We start from the raw sequence: 6,292 nt of genomic DNA, 5'->3' as shown, positions 1-6,292 counted from the left end.
CCGGTCGAGACCCCGCCCCCGCCGCCCATCGCTCCGCCGTCTGAACCGGAAGAGCGCGAGGACGCGCCGGAGATCGTCCGCGACGACCTCCCCGCGGCCCTGACGGCTGAGGAGGAGAAGCCCAAGAAGGGCTGGTTCGCCCGGCTGAAGGACGGCCTGTCCAAGTCCTCTTCCAAGCTGACCGAGGGCATCTCCGGCATCTTCACCAAGCGCAAGCTCGATGACGAGGCGCTGGAGGAGCTGGAGGAGCTGCTCATCACCGCCGACCTCGGCCCGACCACGGCGGCCAAGGTGACGGCGGAGCTGGCGCGCACCCGCTTCGGCAAGGAGGTCAGCCCGGAAGAGGTCAAGGCCACGCTGGCCGCCGAGGTCGCGAAGATCGTCGGCCCGGTGGCCAAGCCGCTGGTCATCGACGCCACGCTGAAGCCCCACGTCATCCTGGTGGTCGGCGTCAACGGCACCGGCAAGACGACGACCATCGGCAAGCTGGCCCGCCAGTTCCGCGCCGAGGGCAAGACGGTCATGCTGGCCGCCGGCGACACCTTCCGCGCCGCCGCGGTCAGCCAGCTGAAGATCTGGGGCGAGCGCACCGGCTGCCCGGTGATCGCCCGCGACACCGGGGCCGACGCCGCCGGCCTCGCCTTCGACGCGCTGGAGGAGGCGCGGCGCCAGGGCGTGGACATCCTGCTGATCGACACCGCCGGCCGCCTGCAGAACAAGGCCGGCCTGATGGAGGAGCTGCGCAAGATCGTCCGCGTCATCAAGAAGGTGGACGAGAGCGCTCCGCACACCACCCTGCTGACTCTGGACGCCACCACCGGCCAGAACGCGCACAATCAGGTGGAGGTGTTCCGCGACATGGTGAACGTCTCTGGCCTGATCCTGACCAAGCTGGACGGGTCGGCGCGCGGCGGCGTGCTGGTCTCGCTGGCCGAGCGCTTCAAGCTGCCGGTGCACGCCATCGGCATCGGCGAGGGCGTCTACGACCTGCGCCCCTTCGACGCCGACCAGTTCGCCAAGTCGCTGATGGGGCTGCCCTCCCAGTAACGGCGCCCCGGCGCGGGCCGGCGGCGGGCGGCCGGGCAGGACGAGAAAAGGGCTTCCGGCCGCCACGCCCAAGCCCTATCTGAAGAGTCATGACGGCTGCCCAGACCTCCCCCTCCCCCGTTCCCCCCGGTCCTGTCGAGCGCTTCACCGACGCGGACGCCGCCCTGGCCCTCGTCCGGGACCTCTACGACCGCAACACCGCCTATCTGCGCGACCGCTTCGCCGCCTTCACCCGCGGCGAGGACGGCGGACGGCGGGAGCAGGCCCATTACCCCTATGTCCGTCTCTCCACCGCCTCGGCGGCCACGGTGGACACGCGGTTGGCCTACGGCTTCGTCGAGGGGCCGGGCACCTATTCCACGACGCTGACCCGCCCCGACCTGTTCGACCGCTATTACCGCGAACAACTCTCGCTCCTGCTGCGCAACCACCATGTTCCGCTGGAGGTCGGGGTCAGCGACGAGGCGATCCCCATCCATTTCGCCTTCCCGCAGGGCATGCATGTCGAGGGCGACCTGACGCCGGAGCGGCTGGCCGGGCTTCCCGACCTGTTCGACCTGCCCGACCTCGCCCGCATGGACGACACCATCGTCAACGGCACCTACGAGGAGTCGCTGGACGCGGTGAAGCCGCTGGCCCTGTTCACCGCGCCGCGGGTGGATTTCTCGCTGCACCGGCTGCGCCACTACACGGCGACGGCGCCGGAGGATTTCCAGAACTTCGTCCTGTTCACGAACTACCAGTTCTACGTGGACGAGTTCATCCGCATGGCCCGCGAGATCATGGAGCCGGCCGCCGATCCCGAGCTGGCCGCCTACCGCAGCCAGTACGACCGCTTCGTCGAGCCCGGCGGCGTCATCGTCCAGAACGCCAATCTGGGGGGCAACCCCGGCGAGACGCCCACCAACGGCGCGCGGCTGCTCCGCCTGCCGCAAATGCCCGCCTACCATCTGACCCGCCCGGACGGCAACGGCATCACCCTGGTCAACATCGGCGTCGGCCCGTCCAACGCCAAGACGATCACCGACCACATCGCCGTGCTGCGCCCGCACGCCTGGATCATGCTGGGCCATTGCGCCGGGCTGCGCAGCACGCAGCGGCTGGGCGACTATGTGCTGGCCCATGGCTATGTCCGCGACGACCATGTGCTGGACGCCGATCTGCCGACCTGGGTGCCCGTCCCGGCGCTGGCCGAGGTGCAGCGGGCCCTGGAGACGGCGGTGGAGCGGGTGACCGGCCTGTCCGGCTACGCGCTGAAAAGCATCATGCGCACCGGCACCGTGGCGACCATCGACAACCGCAACTGGGAGCTGCGCGACCACCGCGAGCCGCTGATGCGCTTCAGCCAGAGCCGCGCCGTCGCGCTGGACATGGAAAGCGCGACCATCGCCGCCAACGGCTTCCGCTTCCGCGTTCCCTACGGCACGCTGCTCTGCGTGTCCGACAAGCCGATGCACGGCCAGTTGAAGCTGCCGGGCATGGCCGACCGCTTCTACCGCGAGCGGGTGGACCAGCATTTGAAGATCGGCGTGCTGGCCATGGAACTGCTGCGCGAACACGGCATGGAAACCCTGCATTCCCGAAAGCTGCGCAGCTTCGCCGAGGCGGCCTTTCAGTAAGCCGCCCTCCGTAGCCATTTTGCCTCACCCGAAAGTGCAGGCGCCAAAGGGCGCCCGCGTCTTATCTTAGGGTGCTCGGCAACGAAGGGAATTGGACCATTATGGCCGTGCGTGCAGGTTGGAGCGTCATCGTCACCCTTTCACTCGGGCTGGCGGCAGGGCCGGTCCTGGCCCAGGACGGTGTTCCGAAAACCGACAATGCTCCCAACACCGAGACCGCTCCGCCGCCGGACAACGCTCCCCGAAGCGGGCCGTCCATCGGCGCCTGGGTCGACAACGACCTGTTCGGCGGCGGCACCGACCGGTACTACACGAACGGAGTCCAGTTCTACTACGTCTCCGGCGACCGCCCGACCTACGGCAACATCGACTGGCTGGCCAACCTCGTCCCCTGGATCGGCGAGCATGGGGTGCGGCGCTACGGCATCGCCTTCGGCCAGAACATGTACACCCCCAGCGACATCACCAAGCCGATCCCCGACGCCACCGACCGTCCCTACGCCGGCTGGCTGTACGGCCGCCTGTCGGTGATTTCGGAAGAGACGCGGCAGGTGGACCGCATCGACCTGGACCTCGGCATGGTCGGCCCGGCCTCGCTGGCGGAGCAGACCCAGAAGGCGGTGCACCGCATCGTCCCCGGCGCCCGCTGGCCGGAGGGCTGGGACTACCAGCTCAAGGACGAGCCGGGCATCATCCTCAGCTACGAGCATGTCTGGCGCGCCGAGCGCCCGGCCCGCATCGGCCCCTTCGAGGCGGACATCAGCCCCCACGTCGCCGGCAGCGTCGGCAACGTCCTGACCTTCGGCGGGGCCGGTTTCACGATGCGGCTGGGCGGCAACATGGCGCCGCCGGTCGGCGCGCTGATCCTGCGCCCGACCGCCAGCATCCCCTATCAGGACAGCGTGGCCGCGGGCGCGCCGCGCCCGCCCTTCTCCTGGTACGTCTACGCCGGGGCGGAGGGGCGCGCCGTCATCCGCAACATCTTCCTGGACGGCAACAGTTTCCGAGACAGCCGGTCGGTGGACAAGAACAACTTCATCGCCGCCTTCCAGCTCGGCGTGGCGCTGCGCTATGGGGCGTTCGGCATCTCCTACGCCCAGAACTTCCTGTCGCCGGAGTTCGAGGGGCAGAAATCCTACAGCAACTACGGCTCGATCCGCGCCTCCTACCGGTTCTGACCGCTTCCATATTCCCTCGGTCTTCGATCCCTCTCCCAGGACGGGAGAGGGATTCACTTTATCCCAGGCCCGGTTCGGTCTATGTGAGGATCATGAACCAATACGCCCGACTGCTGATCGAAGCCGGCCCGCTGGCGGCCTTCTTCATCGCCAATTCCCAGGCCGGCATCATGATCGGCACCGCCGTCTTCATGGTGGCGATCAGCATTTCCGTGCTGGTCTCCTGGCGGTTCGAACGCAAGGTGCCGGTGATGCCGGTGGTCGGGGCGGGCTTCGTCCTGCTCTTCGGCGGGCTGACCCTGTGGCTCCAGGACGACCTGTTCATCAAGATCAAGCCGACGCTGGTCAACCTGCTGTTCGCCGCGGTCCTGTTCGCGGCGCATCTGACGCGGCGCAACGTGCTGAAGCATGTGCTGGGGTCGGTGTTGAACCTGTCCGACGCCGGCTGGCGCACGCTGGCGATCCGCTGGGCGTGGTTCTTCCTGCTGCTGGCCGCGCTGAACGAGGTGGTGTGGCGCACCATGACCACCGACGCCTGGGTGAACTTCAAGGTGTTCGGCATCATGCCGCTGACCCTGCTGTTCAGCGCCCTGCAGGCCCCGCTGATCCTGCGCCATCAGGTGCCGGAGGAGCCGCCGGCCGAAAAGTCCTCTTCCGCCTCCTGACCGCCCCCCTCCTCTTCCCTGACGGAGCGCACCCGCCATGTCCCAGGATTACCCGCGCGACCTGATCGGCTACGGGTCCCGTCCGCCGCACCCCTACTGGCCGGGCGGGGCGCGGGTGGCGGTGCAGTTCGTCATCAACTACGAGGAGGGCGGGGAGAACTGCGTCCTGCACGGCGACGCCGCGTCGGAGGCCTTCCTGTCGGAGATCGTCGGCGCCCAGCCTATCGTCGGCATGCGCCACATGAACATGGAGTCGATCTACGAGTACGGCTCCCGCGCCGGCTTCTGGCGGCTGCACCGGATGTTCACGGAGCGCGGCCTGCCGGTGACCGTCTACGGCGTCGCCATGGCGCTGGAGCGCAACCCGGACGCCGTCCGCGCCATGCTGGACGCCGGGTGGGAGATCGCCACCCACGGCTACCGCTGGATCGACTACCAGCATCTGCCGGAAGAGGTGGAGCGCGAGCACATGCTGCGCGCCATCGAGGTCCACACCCGCGTCACCGGCTCCCGCCCGCTCGGCTGGTATCTCGGGCGGTGCAGCCCCAACACCTGGAAGCTGGTGTCGGAGGAGGGCGGCTTCCTCTACAACGCCGACAGCTACGCCGACGACCTGCCCTATTGGGACGACCGTTTCGGCCGGCCGCAGCTGATCGTGCCCTACACGCTCGACGCCAACGACATGCGTTTCGCGACCAACCAGGGCTTCAACACCGGGGAGCAGTTCTTCACCTACCTGAAGGACAGCTTCGACGTGCTCTACGCCGAAGGCGAGGACCAGCCGAAGATGATGTCGGTCGGGCTGCACTGCCGTCTGGTCGGGCGCCCGGGGCGTGCCGCGGCGCTGGCCCGCTTCCTCGACTATGTGCGGGGCCACGACAAGACATGGGTCGCCACCCGCCTGGACATCGCCCGCCATTGGATGGCCGAGCATCCCTACCGCCCAACGACCTGAACCGGGAAAGAGCGGACCGGGCGCGCGTCCGCGCCCAACTTTCTCACGCCATTTCGTCGCATCGGCGTTTGAACGAACGCCGAAATACAGTAGAAGGTCTTTGGATCGCGGTGCGGCCCTTTCGGGCCCGCGGTTCCGTGACTGCCGATTCCTTGCGATCTTCAACTGGGTGCGCACGCCGCCGTGACGTTCAAGGATGAGATGAAGGCCGCCGGTCAGACGGCGGATCACAAGGCGCGCCCCATGGCCGATGCTCCCGCCGACGATGGCGGGGAGGCCAGGGACGACATCGCCCGCCTTCTGCGCGCCCTCAACGACGACCTGAAGGCCGATCCGGCGGAGGAGGACGATCTCCTGTCGCCGGACGCCGGACGGAAGGCGGAGCGGCATCTGCCCATCGGCAAGATCGCCGCGGCGCTGGCCGCCGCCATCGGCATCGGCGCGGTCGTCGTGATGCTGGACCAGGGTGGGGACGCGCCGTCCGCGCCCCCGGCGCCGCTCATCACCGCCGTTCCCAGCGCCCCGGCCCCCGGCGGCGGCTCGCCCGGCGGCGTGGCTCCGGCCCAAGCCAGACCGGAAGCGCTGATCACCCGCGCGGCCCCAGCCCCCGCTCCGGCCCAGCCGCCGATGCAGACCCAGACCGTCGTCGCTCCGGCCGCTCCGGCGCCCGCCGTGGCCACGCCGCCGATGGCGCTGCCGCAGATTCCGCCGCCCGCTCTGAAGGTGCCGGAACCGCCGGCCCTGCCATCGCCGGCCCCCGCCGTCACCAAGCCGGCCGACCCCGCGCCGCACCCCGTGGAGACGGCGGAAAACGCGAAGGTTCCGGCG

5 protein-coding genes and 1 pseudogene are annotated in these 6,292 nt (G+C 69.1%); all 6 read left to right on the top strand.

Annotated elements, in window-relative coordinates; all coding sequences use genetic code 11:
• Positions 1-72: 72 nt before the first annotated feature.
• Positions 73-1,047, top strand: a complete 975-nt coding sequence (ftsY, locus tag DXK32_RS31600) for a signal recognition particle-docking protein FtsY (RefSeq protein ID WP_247877438.1) — start codon at positions 73-75, stop codon at positions 1,045-1,047.
• An 89-nt stretch (positions 1,048-1,136) separates the two neighbouring features.
• On the top strand, positions 1,137-2,666 hold the full coding sequence (locus DXK32_RS31595) for an AMP nucleosidase (protein ID WP_114862112.1): 1,530 nt from the start codon (positions 1,137-1,139) through the stop codon (positions 2,664-2,666).
• Positions 2,667-2,767: 101 nt separating this feature from the next.
• Positions 2,768-3,844, top strand: a complete 1,077-nt coding sequence (locus DXK32_RS31590; protein ID WP_114862111.1) for a lipid A deacylase LpxR family protein — start codon at positions 2,768-2,770, stop codon at positions 3,842-3,844.
• 92 nt (positions 3,845-3,936) lie between these two features.
• Positions 3,937-4,509 (top strand): septation protein A, encoded by a 573-nt coding sequence (locus tag DXK32_RS31585; protein ID WP_035675886.1) that lies wholly within the window; start codon positions 3,937-3,939, stop codon positions 4,507-4,509.
• 37 nt (positions 4,510-4,546) lie between these two features.
• Positions 4,547-5,464 carry an allantoinase PuuE gene (gene puuE / locus DXK32_RS31580; protein ID WP_114862110.1) on the top strand — a complete coding sequence of 306 codons (918 nt, stop codon included), beginning with the start codon at positions 4,547-4,549 and terminating at the stop codon, positions 5,462-5,464.
• 183 nt (positions 5,465-5,647) lie between these two features.
• Positions 5,648-6,292 (top strand): annotated as a pseudogene (locus tag DXK32_RS31575) (hypothetical protein); the annotation flags it as partial.

Source organism: Azospirillum brasilense, from assembly GCF_003349955.1.
Lineage (GTDB): Bacteria > Pseudomonadota > Alphaproteobacteria > Azospirillales > Azospirillaceae > Azospirillum > Azospirillum brasilense_B.
Note: the sequence above shows the minus strand (reverse complement) of the source record. Positions and strands in the feature narration are given on the sequence as shown.